General features: G+C 31.8%; 1 protein-coding gene. It reads right to left on the reverse strand.

Features of this window, described 5'->3' with window-relative positions:
- Window positions 1-264, reverse strand: a 264-nt coding sequence (locus tag ACYP03_RS26575; protein WP_459782753.1) for a hypothetical protein, incomplete at both ends; no start/stop codon positions are given.

Raw genomic sequence — 264 nt, forward strand, 5'->3', positions numbered from 1 at the left:
TTCCTTAAGAGAAAATCTCTTCGCTTCGAATCCGCGACTATCATAGTACTTGATTTTAAATAACTTACTCTCTTCATTTAGCTCAAGGAAGTCTGATGATTGCTCTAACAAATCATATAATAAAGTAATGCTTTCATTTCGTGGTAAATTGCCATCTTTCACATATTTAACGAATTTACTTATAGCGTCTTTAAATGCCGTTGCTTCCGAGACTTCAACTTTAATATTTATTTTTACACTACTTAATCCAGATCCTTTAACACT

The organism is Photobacterium sp. R1 (assembly GCF_054600795.1).